This is a genomic window from Paenibacillus sp. FSL R10-2748 (assembly GCF_038005565.1).
Taxonomy (GTDB): Bacteria; Bacillota; Bacilli; order Paenibacillales; family Paenibacillaceae; genus Paenibacillus; species Paenibacillus polymyxa_B.
In genome coordinates this window covers 936,911-963,865 of the sequence record NZ_JBBOTK010000001.1, presented here as the reverse complement: position 1 = coordinate 963,865, position 26,955 = coordinate 936,911, and the positions used below count along the sequence as shown (strand labels likewise).

General features: G+C 48.2%; 25 protein-coding genes and 1 riboswitch. Of the genes, 19 read left to right on the top strand and 6 right to left on the bottom strand.

Annotated elements, in window-relative coordinates; all coding sequences use genetic code 11:
* Nucleotides 1-190: 190 nt before the first annotated feature.
* Nucleotides 191-1,105, bottom strand: a complete 915-nt coding sequence (locus NSS66_RS04570; RefSeq protein ID WP_340958505.1) for a TIGR01777 family oxidoreductase — start codon at nt 1,103-1,105, stop codon at nt 191-193.
* Between the two features lie 297 nt (nt 1,106-1,402).
* Between NSS66_RS04570 and NSS66_RS04565 the strand changes: the two genes are divergently transcribed.
* From NSS66_RS04565 to ppnP, 4 genes are all read left to right on the top strand, one after another.
* Nucleotides 1,403-2,530: a deoxyribonuclease IV gene (locus NSS66_RS04565; protein ID WP_023987630.1), complete on the top strand. Its 1,128-nt coding sequence runs from the start codon at nt 1,403-1,405 to the stop codon at nt 2,528-2,530.
* A gap of 22 nt (nt 2,531-2,552) precedes the next feature.
* The gene (purU, locus tag NSS66_RS04560; RefSeq protein ID WP_340958504.1) at nt 2,553-3,452 is read left to right on the top strand and encodes a formyltetrahydrofolate deformylase; all 900 of its coding nucleotides are present in this window, start codon (nt 2,553-2,555) and stop codon (nt 3,450-3,452) included.
* A 513-nt stretch (nt 3,453-3,965) separates the two neighbouring features.
* Nucleotides 3,966-6,011 (top strand): transketolase, encoded by a 2,046-nt coding sequence (tkt, locus tag NSS66_RS04555; RefSeq protein ID WP_028543021.1) that lies wholly within the window; start codon nt 3,966-3,968, stop codon nt 6,009-6,011.
* Nucleotides 6,012-6,225: 214 nt separating this feature from the next.
* Nucleotides 6,226-6,540 carry a pyrimidine/purine nucleoside phosphorylase gene (gene ppnP, locus NSS66_RS04550; RefSeq protein ID WP_340958503.1) on the top strand — a complete coding sequence of 105 codons (315 nt, stop codon included), beginning with the start codon at nt 6,226-6,228 and terminating at the stop codon, nt 6,538-6,540.
* Between the two features lie 108 nt (nt 6,541-6,648).
* Here the strand turns inward: ppnP and NSS66_RS04545 are convergent, their stop codons facing one another.
* Nucleotides 6,649-7,548 (bottom strand): NAD(P)-dependent oxidoreductase, encoded by a 900-nt coding sequence (locus NSS66_RS04545; RefSeq protein WP_023987634.1) that lies wholly within the window; start codon nt 7,546-7,548, stop codon nt 6,649-6,651.
* A gap of 251 nt (nt 7,549-7,799) precedes the next feature.
* Here NSS66_RS04545 and NSS66_RS04540 point away from each other — a divergent pair, with 251 nt between their 5' ends.
* The 3 genes from NSS66_RS04540 (at nt 7,800) to NSS66_RS04530 (ending at nt 10,523) form a co-directional block, all read left to right on the top strand.
* Entirely contained in the window at nt 7,800-9,155 is a 1,356-nt protein-coding gene (locus NSS66_RS04540; RefSeq protein ID WP_013369975.1) for a glucose-6-phosphate isomerase, read from the top strand.
* A gap of 148 nt (nt 9,156-9,303) precedes the next feature.
* Nucleotides 9,304-9,936, top strand: coding sequence for a YigZ family protein (locus NSS66_RS04535; RefSeq protein ID WP_023987635.1), 633 nt, complete (start codon nt 9,304-9,306; stop codon nt 9,934-9,936).
* Between the two features lie 5 nt (nt 9,937-9,941).
* Nucleotides 9,942-10,523 (top strand): TetR/AcrR family transcriptional regulator, encoded by a 582-nt coding sequence (locus NSS66_RS04530; protein ID WP_023987636.1) that lies wholly within the window; start codon nt 9,942-9,944, stop codon nt 10,521-10,523.
* A 173-nt stretch (nt 10,524-10,696) separates the two neighbouring features.
* Here the strand turns inward: NSS66_RS04530 and NSS66_RS04525 are convergent, their stop codons facing one another.
* A complete protein-coding gene (locus tag NSS66_RS04525; protein WP_023987637.1) occupies nt 10,697-11,098 on the bottom strand; it encodes a secondary thiamine-phosphate synthase enzyme YjbQ in 402 nt (133 codons plus the stop codon).
* Nucleotides 11,099-11,318: 220 nt separating this feature from the next.
* On the opposite strand from NSS66_RS04525, the gene NSS66_RS04520 reads away from it, so the two are divergent.
* Together NSS66_RS04520 and NSS66_RS04515 are read left to right on the top strand one after the other, a co-directional pair.
* Nucleotides 11,319-12,380: a sulfate/molybdate ABC transporter ATP-binding protein gene (locus tag NSS66_RS04520; protein ID WP_023987638.1), complete on the top strand. Its 1,062-nt coding sequence runs from the start codon at nt 11,319-11,321 to the stop codon at nt 12,378-12,380.
* Nucleotides 12,381-12,545: 165 nt separating this feature from the next.
* Nucleotides 12,546-13,316, top strand: a complete 771-nt coding sequence (locus NSS66_RS04515; protein ID WP_340958502.1) for an MBL fold metallo-hydrolase — start codon at nt 12,546-12,548, stop codon at nt 13,314-13,316.
* Between the two features lie 14 nt (nt 13,317-13,330).
* On the opposite strand, the gene NSS66_RS04510 is transcribed toward NSS66_RS04515, so the two are convergent.
* Nucleotides 13,331-14,824: an aminotransferase-like domain-containing protein gene (locus NSS66_RS04510; protein WP_340958501.1), complete on the bottom strand. Its 1,494-nt coding sequence runs from the start codon at nt 14,822-14,824 to the stop codon at nt 13,331-13,333.
* Nucleotides 14,825-14,956: 132 nt separating this feature from the next.
* Between NSS66_RS04510 and NSS66_RS04505 the strand changes: the two genes are divergently transcribed.
* Entirely contained in the window at nt 14,957-15,868 is a 912-nt protein-coding gene (locus NSS66_RS04505; RefSeq protein WP_013309297.1) for a DMT family transporter, read from the top strand.
* A 138-nt stretch (nt 15,869-16,006) separates the two neighbouring features.
* On the opposite strand, the gene NSS66_RS04500 is transcribed toward NSS66_RS04505, so the two are convergent.
* Together NSS66_RS04500 and NSS66_RS04495 are read right to left on the bottom strand one after the other, a co-directional pair.
* A complete protein-coding gene (locus NSS66_RS04500) occupies nt 16,007-16,807 on the bottom strand; it encodes a Cof-type HAD-IIB family hydrolase (RefSeq protein ID WP_023987642.1) in 801 nt (266 codons plus the stop codon).
* Nucleotides 16,808-16,969: 162 nt separating this feature from the next.
* On the bottom strand, nt 16,970-17,971 hold the full coding sequence (locus NSS66_RS04495; RefSeq protein ID WP_340958500.1) for a lipoate--protein ligase: 1,002 nt from the start codon (nt 17,969-17,971) through the stop codon (nt 16,970-16,972).
* A gap of 159 nt (nt 17,972-18,130) precedes the next feature.
* Here NSS66_RS04495 and cobD point away from each other — a divergent pair, with 159 nt between their 5' ends.
* The 9 genes from cobD to cobS all read left to right on the top strand — a co-directional run bounded on the left by cobD (nt 18,131) and on the right by cobS (nt 26,939).
* Nucleotides 18,131-19,234, top strand: coding sequence for a threonine-phosphate decarboxylase CobD (gene cobD, locus NSS66_RS04490; RefSeq protein WP_076158160.1), 1,104 nt, complete (start codon nt 18,131-18,133; stop codon nt 19,232-19,234).
* Nucleotides 19,224-20,195, top strand: a complete 972-nt coding sequence (gene cbiB / locus NSS66_RS04485; RefSeq protein WP_023987645.1) for an adenosylcobinamide-phosphate synthase CbiB — start codon at nt 19,224-19,226, stop codon at nt 20,193-20,195. Before cobD ends, cbiB begins: the two co-directional genes overlap by 11 nt.
* Nucleotides 20,196-20,238: 43 nt before the next feature.
* Nucleotides 20,239-20,991: a histidine phosphatase family protein gene (locus NSS66_RS04480; RefSeq protein ID WP_339201655.1), complete on the top strand. Its 753-nt coding sequence runs from the start codon at nt 20,239-20,241 to the stop codon at nt 20,989-20,991.
* A 121-nt stretch (nt 20,992-21,112) separates the two neighbouring features.
* Nucleotides 21,113-21,306, top strand: a riboswitch (cobalamin riboswitch).
* Nucleotides 21,307-21,515: 209 nt separating this feature from the next.
* Nucleotides 21,516-22,523: an ABC transporter substrate-binding protein gene (locus NSS66_RS04475; protein WP_071559002.1), complete on the top strand. Its 1,008-nt coding sequence runs from the start codon at nt 21,516-21,518 to the stop codon at nt 22,521-22,523.
* Nucleotides 22,520-23,566, top strand: coding sequence for a FecCD family ABC transporter permease (locus tag NSS66_RS04470; protein ID WP_071559001.1), 1,047 nt, complete (start codon nt 22,520-22,522; stop codon nt 23,564-23,566). The genes NSS66_RS04475 and NSS66_RS04470 overlap by 4 nt, the downstream gene beginning before the upstream one ends.
* Nucleotides 23,563-24,396 carry an ABC transporter ATP-binding protein gene (locus tag NSS66_RS04465; protein ID WP_023987649.1) on the top strand — a complete coding sequence of 278 codons (834 nt, stop codon included), beginning with the start codon at nt 23,563-23,565 and terminating at the stop codon, nt 24,394-24,396. The genes NSS66_RS04470 and NSS66_RS04465 overlap by 4 nt, the downstream gene beginning before the upstream one ends.
* A 43-nt stretch (nt 24,397-24,439) precedes the next feature.
* Nucleotides 24,440-25,510 (top strand): nicotinate-nucleotide--dimethylbenzimidazole phosphoribosyltransferase, encoded by a 1,071-nt coding sequence (cobT, locus tag NSS66_RS04460; protein WP_028543012.1) that lies wholly within the window; start codon nt 24,440-24,442, stop codon nt 25,508-25,510.
* Nucleotides 25,507-26,073: a bifunctional adenosylcobinamide kinase/adenosylcobinamide-phosphate guanylyltransferase gene (gene cobU / locus NSS66_RS04455; protein ID WP_053324914.1), complete on the top strand. Its 567-nt coding sequence runs from the start codon at nt 25,507-25,509 to the stop codon at nt 26,071-26,073. Before cobT ends, cobU begins: the two co-directional genes overlap by 4 nt.
* Nucleotides 26,070-26,939 carry an adenosylcobinamide-GDP ribazoletransferase gene (gene cobS, locus NSS66_RS04450; RefSeq protein WP_023987652.1) on the top strand — a complete coding sequence of 290 codons (870 nt, stop codon included), beginning with the start codon at nt 26,070-26,072 and terminating at the stop codon, nt 26,937-26,939. The genes cobU and cobS overlap by 4 nt, the downstream gene beginning before the upstream one ends.
* The last annotated feature ends 16 nt before the right edge of the window (nt 26,940-26,955 follow it).

Sequence of the window (26,955 nt, the reverse complement as noted above, 5' to 3'; positions counted from 1 at the left end):
ATGGATAGATGTCAAGAAGAGGCCTGTTAGATTTAGGGCTTCCTTCTTTATGAATAGTGGACTATTAATAAGAATAAAATGAGGCATCTTAAAAACTTGCAGTCTGCTCGATAGATTGTGTCTGACTTAAAAAATGAACCCTAAGCTGGTAGTGACACTACCTACCAGCCTGGAGTTCCTCTTTTTGAATTCAATGCTGTTTTTGGGAAGAATGGAGTTCCTCTAGAGCGTCCTTAAGTGAAGGATAGTTAAACTTAAATCCGTGCTCCAGCGCTTTGTGCGGGAGTACTTTTTGGCCATCCAAGACAAGGGTGCTCATCTCACCGAGCAGTTTTTGAACGAGAATGCCTGGAACGGGAAACCAATGCGGACGGTGGTATACCATAGCTACTGTCCTCCCAAACTGGTCGTTCGTCAAGGGATGTGGTGATGAAGCATTCACTGCCCCGACGATTTCCGTCGTATGGATGCAGTACGTGATCAGACGAACGATATCCTCAATATGAATCCAGCTCATCCATTGATGACCGCTGCCTATTTTGCCGCCGAATCCGAAGCTATAAGGTATCTTCATGAGTGGGAATGCCCCATTTTTTCTGTCCAGCACAAGGCTAATGCGTAACTTAATTAAACGGGCATCAGAAGGGTAGGCATTAGCGGCTTCCTCCCATTGCTCAACCACCTGAGACAAAAAATCTTCCGAACGACGCGGGCTCGTTTCATCGAATGTTTCGGTCAGGGATGCACCATAGGCGGCAACAGCCGAAGCCTGAATGATAACTTTCGGTTTTTTTTGTAGAGCATTCAATGCTTGAGCCAAACGGGCAACAGATAGCAGTCGTGATTGAAGAATTCTTTGTTTGGACTTATCCGTCCAGCGCTGATTCAGCGTTTCGCCTGCTAAATTAACGACCGCATCTGTGCCTTCCAGTACTTCAGGCTTTTGTTTTAATTCGTTCCAACTCATATATTGCAAGCGGGGGCTCGCTTCGTGTCCTACCAGTGGCTTGCGGGTAACGACTTTCACGGTGTATCCGTCGTCTAGCAGGCTTTTGACCAGTGCACTCCCCACCAATCCAGTTCCTCCACATACGATGATGTTCATGGAGCCAGCTCTCCTTCCGATTCACAAAAAAATACATCTGTTATAGAATATAACCCTTTTTGAGAAAAAAACTTCATATGAATGTACCTTTATACGGTTAAGGATGTCAATCCATGATTTTATTTACCCTCGTTTGACTAACATATATTCTGATGTGTACTTTATCTACGTGTTCCCTTAATAGAGTCATTTAAGAAAGCTGCCATAAAAGCTATGTTGTTTGATTTCAATAATCACGTTAAAATGATTAAATTAAAATAAGACAAGCATAACAGGATAAGGGGATGAATCAGGATCATGCTGAAAATTGGTTCTCATGTGTCCTTCTCGGACAAAGGTCTGCTCAGCGCTACAAAAGAAGCGTCTTCTTACGGGTCCAGCTCCTTTATGATATACACGGGAGCACCGCAAAACACGCGTCGTAAGCCGATGGAGTCCATGTATTTGGAGGAAGGCAAGCAGTTAATGGCTGAGAAGGGAATGGAAGATATCGTGGTGCATGCCCCGTATATCATCAACCTTGGCTCTTACAAAGAAAATACCTATGAGCTTGCGGTCAGCTTTCTTCAGGAGGAAATTCGACGCACACACGCGATTGGTGTGAAAAATATCGTGCTGCATCCAGGCGCTTTTACCGATAAGGATGCAGAATACGGAATCGGGCGTATTGCGGATGGTTTGAACGAGGTACTAAACGGCGTGAAGGAGACAGATGTTAACATTGCGCTTGAAACGATGGCAGGCAAAGGAACGGAAATGGGTCGTAGCTTTGAGGAGATTGCCTCCATTATAGATAAAGTAGAGCATAACGAGCGTCTTACGGTTTGTATGGACACCTGTCACATTCACGATGCGGGTTATGATATCGTAAATGATCTGGACGGTGTATTGGAGCAATTCGACCGTATTGTCGGCTTGAACCGCATCGCAGTTGTTCACATCAATGATAGTAAGAATCCGGTTGGCGCTCATAAAGACCGACATACTCCGATCGGATCAGGCTGGATTGGCTATCAGACCATTCATAATGTGGTGCATCATGAAGCACTTCAAGGACGTCCGTTTATTTTGGAGACGCCATGGATTGGTAAGGAAGCCAAAACTCAGCGTCCGATGTATGAGGTTGAAATTGCCTTGCTTCGCGGAAATGTAAAGGAGCGCTTTGGGGATGAGTTTGTGGGTCAGGTAGAGCAATTGCATTCGTTTTTCAAAAAACAGGATGTGGATGTCCGTAAATTTGTGCTGGACACCTGGGCTCTGCTAAAAAATGATGCCAAAGCAAGAAAAGCCGATCCACGTGAGCCGTTGGAGCGTCTGTATGACATGATAACGGAAGCAGCACTATTTCCAGATTTGAGCGAAGAACACATTAATCAACGGTTGATTGCCTGGTTTGCCGGCAGTCATTTGCCAGTGACGGTATAAGCTAAGGGGGATTAATAGCCACATGGAAATTCACGTAAAACATCAGCCAAATAGCACTCTGTCTGCCCATGAAAACCGCGCGCGTATGCTTGTATCTTGTCCAGACGGACCAGGTATTGTAGCGGCCGTGTCCCGTTTTTTGTACGAGCATGGGGCCAATATCGTTCAATCTGATCAATATACAATGGACCCGTCCGGCGGTATGTTTTTTATGCGGATTGAATTTGATCTGCCGAATTTGAGTGCAACCCAGCCACAGCTGGAGCAGGATTTTGCCGCTGTTGCTGAGCAATTCCGTATGGAGTGGACGATTTCTGCGGTTAGCCGCAAGAAAAAACTGGCTATTTTCGTTTCTAAAGAAGATCACTGTTTGGTAGAACTGCTGTGGCAATGGCAGGCAGGGGATCTGGACGCGGATATTTCATTGGTGGTTAGTAATCATCTGGATATGAAGGAGTATGTGGAATCATTTGGCATCCCGTATCACCATATTCCGGTAACAGCCGATACCAAACCGGAGGCGGAGCGCCGCCAACTAGAGGTCATTGGCGAAGACATTGACGTTATCATTTTAGCCCGTTACATGCAGATTATTTCTCCCAAGTTTATTGAGCATTATCGCAACCGGATTATCAATATCCATCATTCCTTTCTGCCGGCATTCGTGGGTGGGAAGCCATATGCCCAAGCCTATAATCGCGGTGTGAAAATTATTGGTGCTACTGCGCATTATGTAACTGAAGAATTGGACGGCGGCCCGATCATTGAGCAGGACGTGCAGCGTGTAAGCCACGGAGATGATGTAAATGAGCTAAAACGGATCGGTCGCACCATAGAGCGGGTCGTTTTGGCAAGAGCCGTGAAGTGGCATGCAGAGGATCGTATTCTGGTTCATGAGAACAAAACGGTCGTTTTTAACTAATCTTAAAATTTTAGAAAAAACTTGTGAGTATATATTTTTTGTTGAACAAAGCCCGCTGTATAACGGGCTTTGTTTTTTTATGTAAGGATTTTGAAAAATTCGACTCCAGTCGCTCCGAAGTGCAAGATATAGACGAACTAAACCATTTCGATCTATATCTTATTCATTGGAAGTCGCTTATGGGATTTTTGCAAAATCCTCATGTGAGTTACTCGCCTTAATAAACAGTCAGTACATAATATTTTTTTGTGATTTTATAATTTTTTAAATGAGGTTAATACATTACGGGTATATTTATATGAGGACTCGGTACTACATTTCCACAATCATCTTTATAAACGATCTGGCAAACTTTCACGGCAGATGGTACAATACTTAAGAATGTATAAGTCATATTGAAACATTCAAGCAGATTCACTCACTTCAATAGACATCGTTTCTATATCGGACGGTGATTTGGAGAGTATGACCGAATGCAATTGACATACTTTATACAATATGAGGAGGCAAACCATGACTGACCAGAACCAAGCGATTCAAAAGGATGAAAACTCCACGATCGACAATTTGTCCATCACAACTATTCGTACGTTGGCAATTGACGCCATCGAGAAAGCAAACTCGGGACATCCTGGGATGCCGATGGGCTCCGCGCCAATGGGATACCAACTTTTTGCTAAAACGATGAATCATAATCCCGATCAACCTACATGGGTTAACCGTGACCGTTTTGTATTGTCCGCAGGACACGGTTCCATGTTGCTATACAGCCTTCTGCACCTGAGCGGCTATGATCTTCCTATGGAAGAACTGAAACAATTCCGTCAATGGGGCAGCCTTACACCGGGACACCCTGAGTTTGGGCACACTGCTGGTGTAGATGCTACAACTGGACCTCTGGGACAAGGTCTCGCAATGTCCGTAGGTATGGCAATGGCTGAAGCTCAACTGGGTGCAACATATAATAAAGACGAATTTAAAGTTGTAGATCACTTCACATATGCGATCTGCGGCGATGGCGATCTGATGGAAGGTATTTCCCACGAGGCTGCTTCGCTGGCTGGTCGCTTACAACTGGGTAAGCTGATTGTATTGTTTGATTCCAATGATATTACACTGGACGGCAAGCTTAACCTGTCCTCTTCCGAAAGTGTTGCCAAACGCTTTGAAGCTTACAACTGGCAAGTACTGCGCGTAGAAGATGGTAACGACCTTCCAGCCATCCAAAAAGCCATTGAAGAAGCGCAAGGCGACTCGACACGCCCTACGCTGATTGAAGTGAAAACAGTCATCGGCTACGGAAGCCCGAACAAACAAGGTAAAGGCGGACACGGTGGTACTCATGGTTCCCCGCTGGGATCAGAAGAAGCCAAGCTGACTAAAGATTTCTACAAATGGGTATACGAAGAGGACTTCCACGTACCACAAGAGGTTCGCGAGCAATTTGCTAAAGTAAAAGAGCGCGGTATCGCGGCGAACAAAGCATGGGATGAACAGTTCGCGAAATACAAAGCTGCTCACCCTGATTTGGCAGCGCAGTTCGAAACAGCTGTAAACGGCGATCTTCCAGAAGGATGGGATCGTGATCTTCCGAAATACACGACTGGAGACAAAGCCGTTTCGACTCGTGTAGCATCTGGTAATGCTCTGAACGGATTGGCTCCAAACGTACCTTTCTTGACAGGCGGATCTGCCGATCTGGAGAGCTCCACGATGACACATTTGAACAACCTGACGAACTTTACGCCAGAAGACTACGCCGGCCGTAACATCTATTTCGGTATCCGCGAATTTGGTATGGCTGCTGCGATGAACGGTATGGCGTTGCACCAAGGTGTAAAAGTATTCGGCGGTACATTCTTCGTATTTACAGACTATCTGCGTCCAGCCGTTCGTCTGGCAGCTCTGATGGGATTGCCTGTAACCTACGTTTTGACTCACGACAGTATTGCTGTGGGTGAAGATGGTCCGACTCATGAGCCGATCGAACAATTGGCTTCCCTGCGTATTATCCCGAACCTGACAGTAATTCGTCCGGCGGACGGTAACGAAACTTCTGCTGCTTGGGCTTACACGCTGGAAAACAAGAAAAACCCGGTTGCTCTGGTATTGACTCGTCAAAACCTGCCAATCCTGGCTGCTAGTGCTGAGCATGCACGCGAAGGTATCAAACGCGGTGCTTATGTGGTTGCAGATGCAGCAGACGGCAAACCGGTTGCTCAAATTCTGGCTACGGGCTCCGAAGTACAATTGGCTGTTAAAGCTCAGGAAGCACTGGCAGAACAAGGTATTCAAGTACGTGTTATCAGCTTCCCAAGCTGGGATCTGTTCGAAAAACAAGACAAAGCATACAAAGATTCCGTTCTGCTGCCAGAAGTGAAAGCTCGTTTGGCTGTAGAAATGGCGTATCCACTGGGCTGGGAAAAATATGTTGGCGACCAAGGCGACATTCTCGGTATCAGCACATTCGGCGCATCCGCACCTGGCGACCGCGTGATTAAGGAATACGGCTTTACAGTAGAGAATGTTGTTAGCCGTGTGAAAGCTTTGTTGAAATAAAACACAGAGCATCTAAAACAGACAGTCGTAACCTGAGAAAGGCTTACGGCTGTTTGTTTCATACAGTTGATGTTTTGCAAAAAAATCACTATTGAATTCCAGTGTATAGCATACGGTGATACAGTGTGTATTTTCATACTGAATCTGGAATCAAATCTATGTTATGATGCACAAATATTCATTCAACCATTGAGAGCAGATGAGGGGATAACGAATGACACAGTTTGATGGAGTAAGCGTAGTTAAAAAAGCAAACGTTTATTACGATGGTCAGGTTACAAGCCGTACAGTCATCCTGGGTGACGGCAGTAAGGTTACACTGGGTATTATGCTGCCAGGAACGTATGAGTTCGGCACGGATTCCCGTGAGATCATGGAGATTTTGGCAGGGGATTTGAGAGTGTTGCTTCCAGGTACTGAAGAATGGCTGGAAATACAAGGGGCGGCAACCTTTCACGTACCTGCAAAGTCTTCATTTAAGCTGGAAGCACGAAGTGTAACTGATTATTGCTGTTCTTATCCCGAATAATAAGCCAAAACGGGTAAGCACACTCAGCTTTCAAGCCAAGTGTGCTTACCCTAAAGCTATGCCATATGTACACAAGCACAGCCGTATGGTTACAAAGAAAGGTACAGCTTATTCGAGAGGTTGACCACCAATGGTGCGGCCAATCCATGCTTCGTATGTCTTCACGACAGCGGATAGATCCTCGTCGCCGTAGCCTTGCGTTTGCCCGGCTTGAAACAAGCTTTTGGCAATGGATAACATAGGTGCAGGGATGGACAGGCTGTCTGTTAGTGAGGAAGCAAGCTTCAAGTCCTTAAGCATCAAGGCAAGTGAGAACTGGTTGCTAAAATCATGTTCAATGATTTTGCGCCCTTTCAGGTCAGCGGCCTTGCTGCCTGCCGATCCGAGTTGTACCAATTCAAGGAAGCTGTCTGCCGGGATACCGGATTTAGCCGCGATAGCAAAGCCTTCAGCCAGAGCGAGGTTATGAATACCAACCATCGTATTATGAGCGAGCTTGGCTACGGCTCCGCTGCCATTAGGTCCCATATGAAGTACCTTTTTGCCCAACGTATCAAAAACATCTGATTGTGCCGCAATGGCTTCTGCATTACCGCCAACCATGAACACGAGTGTGCCGTCTACAGCGGCGGGCTTACTGCCTGTTACGGGTGCATCAATGAAGGAACAGCCCAGCTTGTCCGCTTCGGCGGCTAGTTGTTTGACCAGCTCAGGTGAAATCGTGCTGTTGTCCATCACAGTCATGCCAGCCGTAAGACCGGCAAACACGCCGTCTTCGCCGTAATAGATGTCACGAATGGAGTGATCATCGCTGACCATGGTAATGACCAAGTGCTGACCTTCAGCTGCTTCACGAGGAGTTGAAGCTGTACGTGCGCCTTGCTCTGCCAGTGGTTCGCAGCGCGAAGCGGTACGATTATAAACTGTGACTCCGAATCCCTGCTTTAGCAGATTGGATGCCATCGGGGCGCCCATGGTGCCCAGTCCGATAAATCCGATGTTTTTCATTGCTAATCACCTTTCTTGTTGGAAGTTGCCGTCCGATGCAGATTGCGAGTTCGGCTTGAATTGAATATTGAAACAGGTTGATCTCAGTTAATTGTAGCATGGGCATGCTACCCTATCTACAAGAAGGGCTGTCAAGCACAGGATACACAGGTAACGCAAGCTTGTCAGGCCCAGCAAATTAAAGTATCCTATTCCTAAGTCCTTATGTTCGTATTCATGGTCTTAGTAATACCAAACAGGAGGTTCCAAACATGTCTAAAAAAGTTATTTTTGATTACACTAAAGCACTCTCCTTTGTAGGTCAGCACGAAATTGATTATTTTGCAGAGCCTATCAAGTTGGCTCATGAGCAACTGCACAACCAAACCGGTGTAGGTTCCGATTTCTTGGGTTGGATTGACCTGCCTACTAATTATGATAAAGAAGAGTTTGCGCGCATCCAAAAGGCTGCTGCTAAAATTCAAAGCGATTCCGAAGTACTGATCGTAATCGGTATCGGCGGTTCTTACCTTGGAGCACGTGCTGCGATCGAAATGCTGTCGCATTCTTTCTACAATGCGCTGCCTAAAGATCAACGCAAGGGTCCAGCTATCTATTTTGCAGGCAACAACATCAGCTCTACATATGTAAATCATCTGTTGGAACTGATTGAAGGAAAAGACTTCTCAGTGAACGTCATTTCTAAATCAGGTACCACAACAGAGCCAGCTATCGCATTCCGCGTATTCCGTGCAGCTCTGGAGAAAAAATACGGTAAAGAAGAAGCACGCAAGCGTATTTATGCAACGACGGATAAAGAACGTGGTGCTTTGAAAAAACTGGCTAACGAGGAAGGCTACGAATCCTTCATTATTCCTGATGATGTGGGTGGTCGTTATTCCGTGCTGACAGCAGTAGGCTTGTTGCCGATTGCTACTGCAGGCATTAACATCGAGGAAATGATGCAGGGGGCGGCAGACGCTTCCAAAGAGTACAGCAACCCGAATGTGGCTGAGAACGAGGCTTATCAATATGCAGCCGTTCGTAACGCTTTGTACCGCAAAGGTAAAGCAATTGAAATTCTCGTAAACTACGAGCCGTCTCTTCATTTTGTATCCGAGTGGTGGAAACAGTTGTACGGAGAAAGCGAAGGCAAGGATTACAAAGGCATTTATCCTGCTTCTGTTGATTTCTCGACAGACCTGCACTCCATGGGACAATTCATTCAGGAAGGCAGCCGCAACATTTTCGAAACGGTAATCCAAGTTGAAAATGTACCTAGTCACATCACCATCGAAGCAGATGAGGATGATCTGGACGGACTGAATTTCCTGGCAGGCAAAACTGTGGATTTTGTAAACAAAAAAGCATTCCAAGGTACATTGCTGGCTCACACAGACGGACAAGTACCGAACCTGATTGTAAATATTCCTGACTTGAGCCCTTACTCTTTCGGCTATCTTGCTTATTTCTTCGAAAAAGCTTGCGGCATCAGCGGCTACCTGTTGGGCGTAAATCCGTTCGATCAACCGGGCGTAGAAGCTTACAAGAAGAACATGTTTGCGCTGCTCGGCAAACCAGGCTTCGAAAAAGAAAAAGCTGAGCTTGAAGCGAGATTGTCTGAATAAGAGTGCTGTAATCTCTGATGCGAAACAGGATTTCGGTCAGAAGTGTTATAGTGTATAGCATTAATTAAAGTACAGGAAAGCAGTTCACCAGCTGCCAGAAGCGGGGGACTGCTTTCTTGTAAAATGAAGTAAGGAAGGTTATACGTGTATGTTGGAACAATACCGAACCGTACGCGGTGCCGGCAACAAGGAAATTGTGATCCGAAAATCCCGTTTTATCGGTCATATTCAGCCTGTTCAAACTGAGGAAGAAGCAACTGCTTTCATAGAACGTATCAAAAAAGAGCATTGGAACGCTACCCATAATTGTTCTGCTTACATGATTGGGGAAAGAGACGAAATCCAAAAGCAATCGGATGACGGAGAACCGAGTGGTACGGCTGGAAAGCCTATTTTGGAGGTGATCCGCAACCAGAAGCTGAAAAATGTCGCTATTGTTGTTACCCGTTACTTTGGTGGGATTTTGCTGGGAGCAGGCGGTCTGATTCGCGCATATTCAGATGGTGCTGTTGCAGCAATCGAGGCAGGGGATGCAATTACGCGTGTGCTGCATCGCGAAGTTTTTGTAGAATTGGATTATACCTGGTTGGGCAAAGTGGAAAATGAATTACGCAATCGCAGCATCCGCACTGGAGAAACAATGTTTACGGATAAAGTTACCTTAACCTGTCTGCCGCTGGCTGGTGATGCGGAATCCTTCAGCAACTGGATAACAGACTTGACGCAGGGGCAATCGCTTGTGTCGGAGGGAGAGCAGCTTTACTTTATTGAAGGGGAATAAATAATATGGCTAGAAGAGCAGTAGAACAGGAGTTGTCAAGAGGGCGGATTCTGGAAGCGGCCAGGCACTTGTTTATTACCAAGGGCTACCGTGCGATTTCAATGCGCAGCATTGGCCAGCATCTGGGTTACAGTCATGGTTCGTTATATTATCATTTTAAAGAGAAGGCTGAACTGTTCTATGCCATTGTGATTGAAGATTTTAATACATTGCGTGGGATTCTACTGCAAGCAGCAACAGGTACGTCTGATGATGGCTTGAGCAGACTGGAGTACTTGATGCTGGAATTTATCCGTTTTGGTTTGGAAAATCCATATCAGTACGAAATTATGTTCATGATGCACGATGAAGAACTATTTGCATACTGTCGCACAGAGCAAAACCGTTGTGTGGAACTATTTGCGTCTATGATCCGTCAAGAATTGAGTGGTCAGGGGCACTCGGAGGAAGATTGCTCAAGGGTACCGAAAAGCCTGTTTTTATCCATGCATGGCTTTGTATCCTTTTATATTCAGGACGGTTTAACATTTGAAGAAATTAGGCCCGCTGCTTTAGCACATGTAAAGCTGCTGTGCAGACACCTATGAGCGTACCTGCATTCACACGCTTCAGCCATGAACATGTAGGGCGCTTTTCTGGGTGTATGCACTTCATGACGGTGACTTATCATTACGGTACTTTGCGAAAGCGACTAAGGATTTAACAGACGATGATGCATCCAGCAGGAAAACATCATGGTCTGTTTTTTTTACCCGGTCCTTTAGCCCTCCATGATCTTTACATGGTATTGGCGTCTGCGTGGTCCGTCGAATTCACAAAAATAAAGTCCCTGCCATCGTCCGAGCAACAGCTTTCCATCATGGATGATGATCGTTTGTGAGGGGCCTGTCGTAATGGATTTTAAGTGGGACGCTGTATTTCCCTCCATATGGCGATATTGGGGATGCTCCCACGGATAAACTTCATCTAGTCTTAACATCACATCATGTTTGACATCTGGGTCTGCATTTTCATTAATGGCGATGCCGGCTGTCGTGTGTGGACAATAAACAAGTGCGGTTCCTTGTTGTACCCCGCTTTTTTCGATCAATGAAGCAACCTCTCGTGTAATATCGCGCATTTCATCTCGCCGTGTAGTGGATAATTCTAAAGTATGCAGCAATGACTCCATCTCCTTTCTTCTTAATACTTTACCCTTTTAATTCCTAAGATAATATATAGAGTTGACGAAAATTACTTTCCTTTGATAAAGTATCACATAAGAAAAAACAAAGTATATGCATTGGAATAATTAAATGTTTGAAATGAGGTACGTGCTTTGCGGTAAGCAAGGCTGCTGCTGTGCCTGAACAGGTCCAGAAGCGGAAAGGAAGTGTACGGATATGCATGTGGAAGTAAGAGGATTAAACAAGCATTTCGGTAATTTTCATGCAGTAAAGGACGTATCTTTTGATATTCAGGCGGGCCATCTTATTGGCTTACTCGGTCCAAGCGGTGGGGGGAAAACCTCCATTCTTCGCATATTGGCGGGTCTGGAGCAACCGGATGCAGGAGAAATTCATTTTCATGGAAAAAGGGTAAACGAGCTGTCCCCGCAGGAACGTGGAATCGGATTTGTATTTCAAAACTATGCTTTGTTCAAGCACATGAGCGTCTACGACAATATTGCCTTTGGCCTGAAAGTGAAAAAAAGCTCCAAAACCCGCATCAAGGAACGGGTTACAGAGTTGGTCGAACTAACGGGGCTCAAAGGTTTTGAGCATCGTTATCCGCATCAGTTGTCAGGTGGACAACGACAGCGGGTTGCTTTTGCGCGTGCTTTGGCACCAGAGCCTCAACTGTTGCTGCTGGATGAGCCTTTTGCGGCTATTGATGCCAAGATTCGTCAGGAGCTGCGCACCTGGCTGCGAGAGTTGATTGAGCGGGTGGGCATTACTTCAATTTTTGTCACCCATGATCAGGATGAGGCGATTGAAGTAGCGGATGAAATTATGGTGATTAATCAGGGACGACTGGAGCAGAAAGGAACGCCTTGGGATATTTATAAAAAACCGGGTACCCCGTTCGTGGCTTCCTTTATTGGGGAATCTACAGTGATTGAACAGGCAGGCAGTCTTAGAGGCTTCGAAGAAGCTGCTGGAGTGGGAACACGTGCCTTGATCCGTCCGGAGTATATTGATGTCGGGCCAAGCGAGGAATTTACGCTTCTGTCGGCGACCGAGGAAGGCATAGTGAAGCATTTGCATTTTCGTGGAAGTGAGTGGATGGTTGAAGTACAGGTCGGGGATCATCGTCTCATGACATACCGCTCACTGGAGAAGTCTACGCTGGAACCTGGTCAGCAGGTGCGAGTGTTGGTGCATCGAGCCTATCTCTATAATGACCAGTCCAGCTGGATGGTGGAAAACCGCCTGAAGGAAGATCCAATGCCTATCATCATCTAAAAATAAATACGATCACGCATGAGGGGATGTCTAGCCGGATTTCACGGCTTTGGGCATGCTCCTTTTGGCGTTGGACGCTGGAAGGATTTACGCAGATGATTTACGTAGAATCGGTCTGTTCGTTATAATAGTAGTAAAAAGACCCATATAGATAGGAGTTAAACCATGAATCGGCTTATTTTTCTTGGCACGGGGGATGCAATGGGGGTTCCGCGTGTATATTGTGATTGTCTCGTATGCACAGAAGCTCGCACGACAGGGGCGAATGTAAGATTGAGATCGTCTGTGCTGATCGAAAGCGAGACGGAGGACTTTATGATTGATTGTGGCCCGGACTGGTGCAGACAGCTAGAATTGCGCGGTCTGCGTTATATCCCTACGATCCTTGTGACACATGCACATTTTGACCATATTGGAGGATTACCAGAATGGGCAGATGCCTGTCGCTGGACTGGGAACAGAGGTCGCTTGTACGCGCCACAGGAAGTGATTGACACGATCTTGCGTCAATTTTCCTGGCTCTCTGGAAACTTGGATCTTATTCCAGTAGACCAGGGAGCCCAACTTGGCGGATGGAATATCCGGGGATGGCGTGTGAATCACGGGAAGAACGGATATGCCTACGCTTATCGTCTGGAAAAGGACGGCTTCTCGTGGGCTTACTGTTCGGATTCGATTGGATTGAATGAGGTGGAAATTCTGCCCTTGCACAATCTGAATTTGCTCGTCCTGGGAACGAGTTTTTATCATGAGGAGGCCGAGTATGCCACCCGTTCCGTATATGACATGCTGGAGGCTCAGGAGCTTATAGGAAGGCTTAAACCCGAAAGCACAGTGTTTACACATATGTCCCATGATGTGGATGTCACACGCAACTATGGGCTTCTGGAAGGGATTAGCTTGGCACACACCGGCATGAGTTTGCCGTTAGAATAAAGGTGCCCTTACCTTTACATCGTTTGACTGATACGTAGAAGTGTGGAGATTCCTTCTTTGATTTGTAGCTCGTTGGCGTATGAATAAGACAGCCGTATATGCGTTTTACCCTCTGCGCAGATGGGATCAAATACATTGCCGGGGACAAAGGATACAGACTCTTGTAAACTTTTGGCAAGTAATTCATTAGGTTTCAACGTAGAAGGCAGCTGGAGCCACAGGTTGAGTCCCCCTGCCGGGCTGGTCCACGTCCAACCGGAATCGCGGAGACTGTCTTCCATCGTTTCCTTACGAATCTGGAGCGCGATACATAGCTTTTTAATATGCTGCTGCATACGTGGAGATTGAAAGTATTCTAAAAACAGCTTTTGATTCAGCAGTGGCGATCCATTGTCCACTAACGCTTTGACGTTCAGCAGGCTGTTCATGAGCTGTGGTCGGCAGGTCACGGCTGCGATTCGTAGACCGGGTGCGACATATTTACTGTAACTTCGAATATAGACGACGCTTCCCGAAACATCATAGGCGAAAATCGGAGAAGGGGGCTTTTGCCCAAAGCTAATGTCATAGGTGCTGTCATCCTCAACAATAAGGCAGCCATAGCGCTCGGCTAGTTCAGGCAGTCGTTTGCGCTGCTCATCGGGGACCGTAAAGCCCGTCGGGTTGTGGAATGTTGGATTCATATAAAAGAGGCGTGGTTTTTCCGTTTTCATGCACCACTCAATCTGGTCCATATCATAACCTTCTGGTCGAATATCAGTCATAGTCAGACGTGCGCCTAGTCTACGGAATATTTCCATAGCGGGGCCATAGGCAGGGCGTTCGATCAATACACGGTCTCCTGTACGGAGCAGAGATCGGGCAATTAAATCAATGGCTTGCTGTGCTCCAGAGGTAATCAGCACTTCATCCGGTGATAAAGCAAAATGCTTATCCACGCTAAAATGCTGCGCCATGGCCTCCCGAAGCTCGGCATCGCCCTGTACAGCGGAATAGGTGGCCGCTACTTTTGGATGCTTTTCAAATACCTGCATCATCAGCTCTCCCCAAAATCGGTTGGGCAGGAGAGATGGGTCAATCAGCGCTTTGGAAAACTGGAAATTCGCATTTACCGATTGAACGCGGCTAAGTCCATCCATTCCTCTCCAGGCTGAAACTGACGGATCATCTGCCGCATGGGCAGATTCGGAGTGAATCGTGAGGTCAATGGACGAATGTCCCGAGTAGCCAGCATATTTTGCATGCCCAGTCGCTTGGGAAGCATGAACGTAATATCCTGATTTGTCTTTTACATAGACCAGTCCCCGTTGCTTCAACTCCTGATATGCCCGGAAAACAGTTAGCCGATGTACACCCAGCTCCTGAGCCAAGCTTCGTACGGACGGCAGCTTCATGTCTGTTTGCCAATCCCCGCGATCAATCCGCACAGTTACATAATGGATAACCTGCTCATACAGCTTTAAGGCATGATCGGCTGGAAAGAGTAGTTCGCTGTTGTTCTTACCCATGCTGTCCACGCTCCTTTCTGTGTATTGTACTATATAGCACTTTAAAAACGTATACAACTGTTCTGTAGTTATACATCTGTTCTGTTCGTCCCCCTGTATGCTTAAAAGCAACTGAAGGGAGAGGGACGTATCATGATAGGTATCGCGTTTACAGTAATGTGTCTTATTTTTGGCACAACGTTTTTGGCCATAAAAGTGGGAGTGGAAGCCGGACTTCCACCATTCCTATCGGCAGGTGTACGTTTTTTCGCGGCAGGGGCGATATTGTTCATTGCTATGAAGCTGACCGGAAAAGTACGATGGTCGTTATTATGGCGTAAGGAAATGTTGCTGATTGGAGCAGGAACGACCTTCGGTACATTTTCAGCCTTGTATTGGGCAGAGCAATATGTCAGCTCGGGGATCGGAGCTATTTTGTCAGCTACCGGGCCGATGATGATCGTCATTTTGCAATCTGTACTGCTACGGCAAAAAACGTCACGGATTACGGTCGTTGGCTGCATGATCAGCTTTCTTGGTGTGGTACTGGTTGTGCTGCCCGGATTGGCGGTTCAGATCAGTGGTCTGTGGCTGGCGGGATGCCTTGTCATTTTGCTGGGGGAGCTGTGTTATTCCGGGGGAGCTCTTTATTCCAAGCGAGTGATGGATGTATTTCGTGAAACGAACCCAATTGCCCTGAATGCGGCGCAAATGATCCATGGGGGATGGATGCTGCTGTTACTGTCTGCGATCACGGAACCGTGGAGTTCTGAGGGGTGGCAGTACCTTCCTGCCATGGGGTCTTTACTTTATCTGATCCTGTTTGGTTCAATGATTGCACATACACTGTTCTACTGGCTCATGGAGCGTACAAATCCCCTGTTTCCGACGACGTGGCTGTATATATCACCGCCGATTGCGGTGGGCTTGGGAGCGTTGTTGTATGGAGAGCATGTAAGCTGGTGGATGCTGGCTGGGGTGCTGCTCATTGTGACCGGACTAATCCTTATGAACAATGGAATTATCCGTCTGGTGAACAGGCGCAAGGTACGTTCTGCTGCCTGATATTTTATAGCGGTCAGGTTATTATATGATCTGACAGAAAAGGCCTCCAAACTGTCGTATGTTACTGATCATGCGACGTTTGGAGGCCTTGTTGTTGTATTACTTTATTTAAGTATTATGGGAGCAGGCACTTTTTGCTTATTCAACATTGAGTACGAATTTGTCGATGGCGTGCTTAACACCGTCTTCGTTATTGCTACGAGTGATATAATCAGCCAGCTTTTTCAAATCAGGAATGGCATTCTCCATCGCTATGCCGAGACCAGCGCATTCAAGCATTTCATGGTCGTTCCAAGAGTCGCCGATAGCAATCGTTTCCGACAGTTCACAGCCAAAATGGTTTGCAAGGAAGGTAAGCGCATGGCCCTTGGTGCCTTCATGATGCATAATTTCCAGAAAATGAGGCTTGGATTTTGTAATGTGAACTTCATTGCCAAGCAGTTCGCGAAGTTCAGGAATTAATTCATCCAACACTTCCGGCTCGTCGATGATCAGCAGTTTAGGAGCCGGCTGCTCTATAACTTTACTGAATACAGGCTCTACAAAATATTCCGTGTTGTTCAGTTCCGTGTAATCTTTGATTTTCTGATTATCTTCACGTGTGTACAATTTGTCATCTATATACGTTTGCAGATGCAGATTGCGTTCTACGCAGAATTCATACAGGCGACGTGCAGCCACGAGTGGAACATAACGCTCATACAGCACGTTTTCGTCCAGCAGGTTTTTAACCAAAGCTCCTTGGTACGTAATGATTGGCACGTTCAAACCAGTCTGACGAGCAATTTTATGTGCAGAGGCATAAGCTCGTCCAGTAGCGAGGGTAACCACCACACCTTTCGCTACAGCAGCTTCTAATGCCTGTTGTGTCGCCGGTGTAACTTCTTTCTGGTCGTTAATGAGTGTATCATCAATATCAATGGCAATTAATTTATACATATCGGTATTCTCTCCTTTATCTCTATCATGGGGCAATGTTAAAATTGTATCTTATAATATTCAAAATGACAATATCGCAATGAAAAGGGGACGGCCCCTATAAGAGCCTGTCCCCTTATAACCACTGAAGTATTGGCTTGAAACGATGGGAAAAAGTAACGGTTAGTCTTCCAAAAATACAAGTCCAACAAAATCGTCCAGCTCAATATTACCAAAATAGTGCTTCAAATCGAGAGAGGATAAGGCTTGACGTACCTCACCTCCATCATAGCGCTTGCCACGCAGGATATTTTCAATATCAGCAACGTCACCCACGCCGAAGAAATCCCCATAGATTTTAATATCACGGATATAGCCTTCCTTAAGATCCATGCGGATATCAATAATGCCGACCGGAAATTTACGTGTGTGCTTGATATTGCTCTCGGGGGATAGACCGTAGTTCCAATCCCACGATTGGTAGCGTTCTTTGGATATTTCATGGATTTTGGCCCAATCGGTATCGGTGAGCTTATATTGAGGTACCTGATCCAATTCTGCACCGAATATGAAACGCAGCAGTTCCTCGCGAAATTGCTCTATGGTCATCTCACGGTCCATCAGTTCGCTGATGTTAGCCACGCGACTGCGGACGGATTTAGTGCTTTTGGATTTGAATTTTTCGGGATTGGCATGCAACGATGCAGCCACATTGTCCAGATTCAGGTTAAACATCAATGTACCGTGGCTGAACATCCGTCCGCGTGTGGCAAATTGGGCGTTTCCTGAAATTTTACGTTCTCCGACCTGTAGATCGTTGCGGCCTGTCATTTCAGCTTCTACTCCCATTTGGCGCAGAGCATCAATCACGGGTTGCGTAAATTTGAGGAAATTATGAAAGGATTCCCCGTTATCCCTAGTAATGAAGCTGAAATTTAAATTACCGAGATCATGATATACAGCCCCACCGCCGGACAGGCGACGAACGACTTGAATATTGTTATCTCTGACAAACTCGGCGTTGATTTCTTCAATAGTGTTTTGATGCTTGCCTATAATAATAGAAGGCTGATTAATGTAAAACAGCAAATAGCTGTCGTCCAGCGGTAGATGCTTGAGCGCGTATTCCTCAATGGCAAGATTAATGGCTGGATCGTGTATCCCCTGGTTGTCGATGAACAGCATGTCCATTCCTCCGTATATAAACTGTGTAATTTATGTGTGCCTCCTTCTATTGTAACCCAAGTGAGCCATGTACAAAAGCTCATTTGCATTGACGGGACGCAAAAAGCAGCCTCATAATGGAGCTAAATGATTGGAAACGGCCGGAAAGGATGAGAGGTAATGATAGAGGTTTACGGTCATGGCGGGGACAGGGAAACAGCTGCGGCGACATTCGGCGGAGCTGCTGCGGATTTTGTAGATTTTAGTGCAAATATTAATCCGCTTGGTCCACCACCGGAGGTGCTTGAGGCGCTGCAACACTCATTTGACACTGTGATTCGCTATCCAGATCCTGGGCATCGGAATTTTAAAAATATGCTCGCACGGCGACTGCATGTTCCACCGGAGTCGTTAAGTATCGGAAACGGAGCGGCTGAAAGTATGGCGCTCCTGCTATTGGGACTGGCTCCTAAGCGTGTGGGTACAGTGGAGCCGTGTTTTTCAGAATATGCGGAGCTGGCTGGCAAATTCGGAGCTGAGATCAACCGGGTGTACGGGAAGGCCTCGCTTCAATGGAAGGCGGACGTGGAGGACATCCTTCAGCTCATGGAGCAGGTAGATGTTTTGTTTCTTGGGCAGCCGAATAATCCAAACGGTGTGCAATATGGTAAGCAGGAGCTGTGCGAACTGGCAGAAGCGGCTGGCAAAACGGGTACCGTGCTGGTGGTGGATGAAGCATTCATTGATTTTATCCCGCTGGAACGGCGAATCTCACTACTGCCTGTGCTGGATCGTTATCCTCATGTGATTTTGATCCGGTCAATGACCAAATTTTATGCCATTCCTGGCTTGCGATTGGGCTATGCGATTGCTCATCCAGATTATATCCGGCGAATGACGGCCAAACAGGTGACCTGGAGTGTGAATGGATTGGCGTTGCTGGCTGGGGAGGCATGTTTGAGAAGTGGGCAAGCATATGAGCACCAAACACAGGAGCTGATTGCTACGGAGCGCAACCGCCTGTTGACCGCCTTGGCGGAATGGGGCTGCGGTGTCGTTCCCGGCGAAGCCAATTACGTGCTGGCAAGGGCGCCGGGTACGTGGAGCGCATCGGCGATTCAGCAGGCGCTTGGACAACGCGGAATTCTTATACGTAGCTGTGCTATGTATCCGGGACTGACGACGAGCCATTTTCGAATTGCGGTCAAGGATGCAGAAGCCAACGACAGGCTGCTGTCTGTATTGGGTGAAGTGCTGGAGGAGGAGCAGCGGCGTGACAGTTAGCTTGATTATCCTGGCAGCCTATCTTTTGGACAGGCTGATCGGTGACCCGAGGTGGTTGCCGCATCCAGTCATCGGTATGGGACATGCCATTTCAGCATTGGAAAAAGTGATTCGCCGCCAGGCCCGAAGTGACCGGGGGTTGAAACGTGCGGGTATACTGCTTCCACTCATTGTGGCGGGAGGCTCCTTTACGCTCGCCTGGGCGCTATTGCACTTGCTTGCCTGGATCCATCCGTGGTTGTCTGTCGGCGTAGAAATGGTGCTGATTGCGACCACGATTGCTTCCAAAGGACTAAAGGACGCAGGAATGGCAGTATACCGAGCGTTGCAGGCGGATGACCTGGCTGCGGCACGGCGGGAGCTGGGCATGATAGTTGGGCGGGATACGCAACAGCTTGATGAGCCTGAGATTGTACGCGGTACGGTTGAAACGGTCGCTGAAAATATCGTGGACGCGATTATTTCCCCGCTTTTTTATGCCCTGATCGGGGGAGCACCCTTGGCGCTGGCTTATCGTGCTGTGAATACGCTCGATTCCATGGTTGGCTATAAAAATGAAAAGTATCTGCATTTAGGCTGGGCTTCAGCACGTCTGGATGATGTCGCTAACTACATTCCGGCACGCCTGACAGCGGCAATGCTTGTGGTAGCGGCGTGGATGTACAAGCGAGATGCTGCAAGAAGCTGGCGCACAGTCAAGCGAGACGCTCGTCTGCACCCAAGCCCGAACAGTGGCTTCCCGGAATCGGCTGTTGCTGGTGCACTGGGGATTCGTCTTGGAGGCTATAATGTGTATCATGGCGTGCGCTCCTTTCGTGCATACATGGGCGATTGGATACGACCGCTAGAGTCGAAAGATATACGGCATACGATCCAGCTGATGTTCGCCGTGTCCAGTATGTTTGTAGGATTGTGTTTGTTAGGAGCCGCAGGTTGTTTTGCCTTGGGATGGGTGCGGTGAGGAGTGACACACTGAATAATGATCGAGCAGGAAGTGACATTTCTTGAAACAAGATATAGCAGCAAAAAGGAGAGTAGAATACGCACAAAGTCCGAACTCACAGGAGGATAAGGTGCCGTATGATGCTAAAGAAGATCTGCATTGGGACATGGAACTCGTGTTAGTTCGTCACGGCACAACCTTATGGAACAAGGAACGTCGATATCTGGGACACTCCGACTTAGGTTTGCTACCGGGAGCAGAGCAGGAATTAAAGCCTTTGCAAGAAAAATTGCAAGGGCAGTCCTTTGCTCGAATCTATTGCAGCGATTTAATGCGATGTCGCCAGACCTTGCAGATCATTGTGCCAGAATCAGAATTGACGTCTGGAGATTCCCTATCTACTATGTCTCCTATGATGGAACCACGTCTGCGAGAGCTTCATTTTGGCGAGTGGGATGGAAAAACGTATGACATGCTCAAGGATGTGTCTTTGTATCGCGCTTGGATTGATGAGCCACAACGGATAACCCCTCCTGGAGGAGAGTCTTGGACAGATTTTGTGAATCGTCTACGGAAATTTCTTGACTCTCTGTATGAATGGCGTGTTGCTATGGAAGTTCAACCCATGGGTTTGACTGCTGCGCCGCTCTCTGTTTTGGTCGTTACGCATGGTGGCGTAATTCGTCAGTTGGCTTGCATGCTGATACCGGGTCATGATTTTTGGAGTCTGAATCCGAGGCCGGGAGAAGCATTTAGGATTCAATTGAGGCTGGCAGGACGGCACAATTACATAGCAGAAATGCTTCCTCATTAGGTTAGACACCTGCGGATAAAGAGGCTGTTTGGGTTGTAAGCCGCCTCTTTTTAACCTATAATCATCAAGTAAAAGAACGGCTTGACTACCACTTATCAAATATCCAGCAGACGAGGTCGGCGCAGCGTGATGAAACTATGGTTTCCCTTGCCTGCGCTGTTAAAAGGGAAGTCGGTGTGAGTCCGGCGCGGTCCCGCCACTGTAAATGGAAACATGCCCGTTAGTCCTGCTTTATGTGCTACTAAGCATATGAAAGAATTTCAGGACATGCATCTTACCATAAGTCAGGATACCTGCCCGTCCGCCTGTCACCATAATCCTTCGAGGAAAGGATGACGTGTTCGCAGTGACTGTCCATGCGGAAAGAAGCTGCCGCCTGCGCACGATCTGCGCTAACGTGACCCCTGTGTCCTGATATGAGGATGCGGGGGTTTTTTGATAGGAAAAGAAGGCTGGATTTAGAAGATATCTGATGATGCTCAAGTAACGCTCTTAACGATTTTTTTTATGAAGGGGTGCAAATCATGGCAGGAAAAAAAATAAAGGTTTGGACAACAGGTCTATTGGTTCTGATTTTGGCAGTTGTGCTGAGTGCATGTGGCGCTAATGGGAAAAATGCTGAAAATAAAGAGAATCAGACTTCTTCACAGCAGCCAGGAAAGACCGTAACCGCACAAGAGCCTCCGGGCAAAACAGTTTACCCACTCACGGTTAAGGATACAACAGGACAGGAATTTACATTCAAAAAAGCGCCGGATAAAATCGTTTCCGTCTCCCCGGCAGAAACCGAGGCGCTGTTCGCCATCGGGCTGGATAAGGAAATTGTTGGCGTCTCCGACTACTCTGATTACCCGGAAGCAGCTACGAAAAAGCCTAAAGTGGGCGGTATTATGAAACCGAACGAAGAGGCGATCATTGCTGCTAACCCGGAAGTCGTTTTTGCAGGGATATCACTTAGTGAACAGGCTACGACCAAGCTGCGCGACATGGGAATTATGATTTTTAAAACGGAACCGAAGACAGTTGAAGATGTCATGGCTAACATCGAATTGTATGGGAAAATCACCGATCATCAGAAAGAAGCGAGAGCGGTGACTGACAAGATGAGAGCAGATGTAGCTGAAGTGAAAGAAGGAATTAAAAATATCGGTAAAGGTCAGAAGCTGCGGGTATACGTCGAGTTTTCACCAGGCTGGACAGTTGGTAAAGGCGAGTTTATGGACGAGCTGATTACGTTGGCGGGCGGCGAAAATGTAGGCGCCACGCAGAAGGGGTGGTACCAAATTAGTGAGGAAAATATTATTGCTGCGAACCCTGACGTGATTTTGTACAGCAAAAGTGTCAAGGACGACAAAACTGGTCAAACGCTCGGTGAAATCATTAAAGCTCGCAGTGGATGGGATCAAATATCGGCTGTTCGCCACAACCGGGTGTTTGCCGTGGATGATAATTTGATCAGTCGTCCGGGTCCACGTGTAACGGAAGGTCTCAAGGAAGTGGCCAAGGGCGTGTATCCTGAAATTTTCAAATGAACCGTAAACTGATCGGCTTTGGAGGAACAGGTCTTGTCCTGCTGTTACTGACGCTGCTGCTCTGTCTTGGCATCGGCTCGGCCAAGCTTCCGGTCAGCCAGGTCACGGGCATTCTGGTTAACCACCTTCCGTGGTTAGGCGATACGTTTACACCGGATTGGAATACATCCTCAGAGCAGATTATTTTGAAGGTCAGATTGCCACGAGTGTTACTGGGAATGTTGGTAGGGGCAGCGCTGGCGCTGGCGGGAGCCGGATTTCAGGGTGTGCTGCGTAATCCTTTGGCTGATCCGTATACACTGGGGGTATCCTCGGGGGCTTCGGTAGGAGCGGCAGTACTGATTTATTGGGGCCTTCAATTTTCATTTGTTGGCATATGGACGCTGCCGTTAGTGGCATTTACGACCGGAATGCTGACGCTGTGGATGGTGCTGACGTTGGCACGGGAAGGTAGAAAAATCCCGACACAAAGTCTCATTTTGTCGGGTGTGGTGATGCAATCCTTTCTGGGGGCGGTTGTTTCCTTTCTGACAGCCATGTCGAAGGAGACGGTCAATGAAATATTGTACTGGACGATGGGAAGTCTTAGTCTGCGCGGTTGGTCATATACAGGAATCCTTTTACCTTATGTGGTCATAGGACTGGTATTTCTATGGAACCGGGCACGTGTGCTGAATATTTTGGCTTTGGGTGAACGTCAGGCGGCTCACATGGGAGTTCATGTAGATGCGACGAAGCTATCTGTTCTGATCATTTCCACGCTGCTGACAGCAGCCGCTGTCTCGGTATGTGGAGTGATTGGCTTTGTGGGACTCGTTGTACCGCATATCATTCGTCTGGTGACAGGGCCTGATTACCGGATGATTGTTCCATTATCTGCGCTCGGTGGAGCTATTTTTATGGCTTGGGCAGATACGGCGGCTCGCACGTTGTTAGCCCCCACGGAAATTCCTCTGGGCGTGATGACGGCCTTTGTTGGGGCACCGTTCTTCGCATATCTCCTGTACCGGAACAAGAAGCTGCGCAGGGGGGAAATGCTGTGACAGAACAAAGTGAATCACAGAAGGTACATGATCGGGCGTTAGAGGTAGCGGGTCTAACACGTGCCTATGGAGAGTTCCATGCGTTAAAGAATATAAGCTGGAGCGTCGACGAAGGAACTTGGTGGGGGATAATTGGTCCGAACGGCAGTGGAAAATCCACCTTGCTGCATTTGCTTTCCGGTGTAGATCAGCCAACTTCGGGAAACGTTCATATCTATGGCAAAAAGGTCGGTAGCTACAGCAGAAAAGAGCTTTCCCGACTCATAGCCGTACTCCAACAGGAAGGGCTTCCTCCAGTGGGATACACCGTCAGGGAAGTCGTAGAAATGGGACGTTTTCCTCATCAGGACTGGCTAGGCAGGGAAAAGGGTGTTGATGTGGAGGCGATCACGGATCGCGTGCTAGAGCGATTGGGTCTTACCACGCTGGCGGACAGAGCATTGGACCGCTTGAGTGGGGGACAGCGACAGCGTGTAGCTTTGGCAAAAGTAATGGTGCAGGAGCCACGAATATTGCTGCTGGACGAGCCTACGACCTATCTGGACTTGCGCTATCAGCTTGAATTTATGGAACTGTTGGCAGATTGGCGCCAAGAAACGGGTGTGACGATTATTGCGGTCTTGCATGATCTTAACTTGACAGCCCAATTTTGCGAAGATTTGCTTGTACTCAAAGATGGAATGGTTGAAGGATTGGGAGCTTCATCGAAGTTATTAACCGAGGATCGGATTCGACGAGTATACGGTGTTGAGCCTGTGATGCTTCCGCATCCCGATAGCGGTGTGCCGCAGCTCTTGCTGCGCAGGAGTGCTTCGGATACAGCAGATTAAATAAACGATGAAACACACTTAAAAAGAGCAGGGAGTGGAAGTTATGAACAACAAGCTGCGTCAGCTGATCGATAGCATTGCCCAGCCGGATGGGGTGGCGGCCTCGGCAGCTTCAGCCCATTTGGACCAATTAACAAAGCCACCGGGAAGTCTTGGAAAGTTGGAAAGTGTGGCCATCAAGCTAGCAGGAATTACAGGAGTGGACAAGCCTGAATTTGATCGTAAAACGGTTATGGTCATGGCTGCGGATCACGGGGTGTGTGAAGAGGGAGTCAGTGCCTTTCCGGCTGAGGTTACACAGCAAATGCTGTATAACATGCTGTCAGGTGGCGCGGCAATTAATGTGCTGGCACGCCATGCGGGCGCAGATGTCAAGGTGGTAGATGTTGGCGTGAATGCGGATGTCGCTCACGCGAATCTGGTGGACCGTAAGGTACGCATGGGTACTTCGAATATAGCTAAAGGGCCAGCGATGCTGCGTACAGAAGCGGAACAGGCGGTTTTGGCCGGAGCAGAAGCCGTAGCAGAAGCGGTCAAAGGTGGCACACGGCTATTCGTTACCGGAGAGCTGGGCATCGGGAATACGACAGCCAGCGCTGCGGTCGTATGTGCTCTCACCGGACTGGAGCCGGAAGTTATCGTAGGCCGGGGGACGGGTGTAGATATGGCTGGGCTTACCCGTAAAATATCGGTTGTCTGCCGCGCATTGGACGTGAACCAGCCAGATGCAAATGATGCGTTCGACGTACTCACTAAGGTCGGCGGTCTAGAGATTGCCGCCTTGGCAGGAGTCATCCTCGGGGCAGCCGCACATCGCTGTCCAGTTGTGTTGGACGGCTTTATTTCAGGCGCAGCCGCCCTCGTAGCGCGTGCACTTGCGCCTGCTAGCGCTGCGTACATGCTTGCATCGCACGCCTCGGACGAGCGCGGGCACGCGGCGGTGCTCCGGCAGCTCAAGCTGGAGCCCATGCTTCATTTGGACATGCGGCTCGGGGAGGGCACAGGCGGTGCGCTTAGCTTGCACCTGATTGATGCGGCGTGCCGCATTATGCGCGAAATGGCGACCTTTGCCGATGCAGGCGTATCGGACGGTCAGGGAGCCGCGCAGCGATGAAAGCGCTCGTGACTGGCGGGGCACGCAGCGGGAAAAGCGGCTTTGCCGAGCGATTATGCATGTCGCGCGCGCCTGGCGCCTGCTACATTGCAACGGCGCAAGCCTATGACATGGAGATGAAGGAGCGCATCGCCCTTCATCGGGTCCAGCGCGAGTCTGCCGGATACGACTGGCAGACGCTGGAGGAAGCGCAGGCGCTGCCGGAGCTGCTGCGACGGCTTGGCGGCGATCAAGCGTCGCAGCCATCACCCGCGCCTATGGTGCTAGTCGACTGCCTGACCCTGTGGCTGTCGAACGTGCTGCTGGCCGCAGGCGAGGACGGCGAAGCTGCGTCCAGAGCTGCCATTAATGAACTGGCGGCAGCTGTGGAGCAGTATCCGGGGCAGCTCGTCATCGTGACCAACGAGGTTGGTGACGGTATTGTGCCCGAATATCCGCTTGGTCGGCTGTATCGGGATTTGAGTGGGGTAATGAATCAGCGGATTGCCCGTCTTTGTGATGAAGTATTTTTGGTGACGGCGGGCATTCCCGTAGAACTCAAACAGTTGGAATATAAGCTATGAGCCGCGAACGTCAGGCTGTTGCTGCGGCTTTTCAATTTTTAACGCGTCTTCCGGTGAAGGCGGAATTGGATTTTTCCCCGGATTTGCTTAAACGCAGTGCAAGTTATTATCCGCTGGTCGGAGTGGTTATTGGCATCATTGTCTGGGGCTTTGCGGCGCTTACTTCTATGGTGTTGCCGCCGTTGCCGTGTGCGATTCTTACGCTTGTTGTCTGGGTTTGGTTGACGGGCGGATTGCATTTGGACGGGTGGATGGATGCGGCTGATGCCTTGTTCAGCTACCGATCCCGTGAGCGGATGCTGGAGATTATGAAGGATAGCCGTGTAGGAGCAATGGGCGTTATTGCTTGTGTGTTGCTACTCATGCTCAAGGCTTCTTTGCTGTATACAGTGTTGGTTGAACGGAATGTGTCTGGCTTACTGCTGCTTCCGATGGTTTGGAGCCGCTGGTTTATGGTACATGCAATGAAGCGCTGGCCTAAAGCCCGTAATGATGATGGGCTGGCTGCGCGTTTTGCTGATATGAGTGGTGGCCGCGTAGGGTTAGCCGTATTCTGGGCTGTATTAGTGACCCTGAGTGCTGCCGTAGGACAATATCTTCTGGCAGGTTTGGCTACAGCAACAAGGGATACTGGGAATCTGTCGTTGGCAGGATCAACCATACAGACGTTCCTTTCATATTCTGAGAGCCTTCCAATCTCGATAGGCTTTGTGTTGATTCCGGTCTTGGCTTACGGTGTTGGAACCTTCACGGCAAACCGTATTAACCGCCGCTTGGGTGGACTTACGGGAGATATATACGGAACTTTAAACGAATTGCTGGAGACTGTTTTATTGTTGTTTATTGTAATTTTGTACGGGTTGTGACCAGATTTGAAATGAA